This is a genomic window from Burkholderia sp. Ac-20353 (assembly GCF_017104785.1).
Taxonomy (GTDB): Bacteria; Pseudomonadota; Gammaproteobacteria; order Burkholderiales; family Burkholderiaceae; genus Burkholderia.
This window is the reverse complement of the sequence record NZ_JAAGPL010000576.1, coordinates 1-277: the sequence shown is the minus strand read 5'-3', so window position 1 is coordinate 277 and position 277 is coordinate 1. Positions and strand designations below refer to the sequence as shown.

The window sequence follows — 277 nt, the reverse complement described above, 5'->3', positions numbered from 1 at the left end:
TGCGCTCCGGGTTCAACAGCCTGGCCGCGAAGGTGCAGACCGTGCTCGAGCGAGACCCATTCAGCGGCCACGTGTTCGTGTTCCGCGGCCGACGCGGCGATCTGGTCAAGATGCTCTGGTGGAGTGGCGACGGCATGTGTTTGCTGATGAAACGTACGCGGTCATTAATTCACGCCTCTCAGAGTGGTAGCGTCGAACTCCGAGGTGTGGCAGCGGCGACTCAGCGCAGGTCGGCGGGCATCTTCCACGGCAACAGCGCGTCGTAGTCCTCGACGGT

1 protein-coding gene is annotated in these 277 nt (G+C 63.2%); it reads left to right on the top strand.

All coding sequences use genetic code 11. The annotated features are described in order from the left end of the window. A partial coding sequence (tnpB, locus tag G3N94_RS43365; RefSeq protein WP_205799995.1) for an IS66 family insertion sequence element accessory protein TnpB occupies positions 1-266 on the top strand: 266 nt, incomplete at its 5' end. Positions 267-277 lie beyond the last annotated feature (11 nt).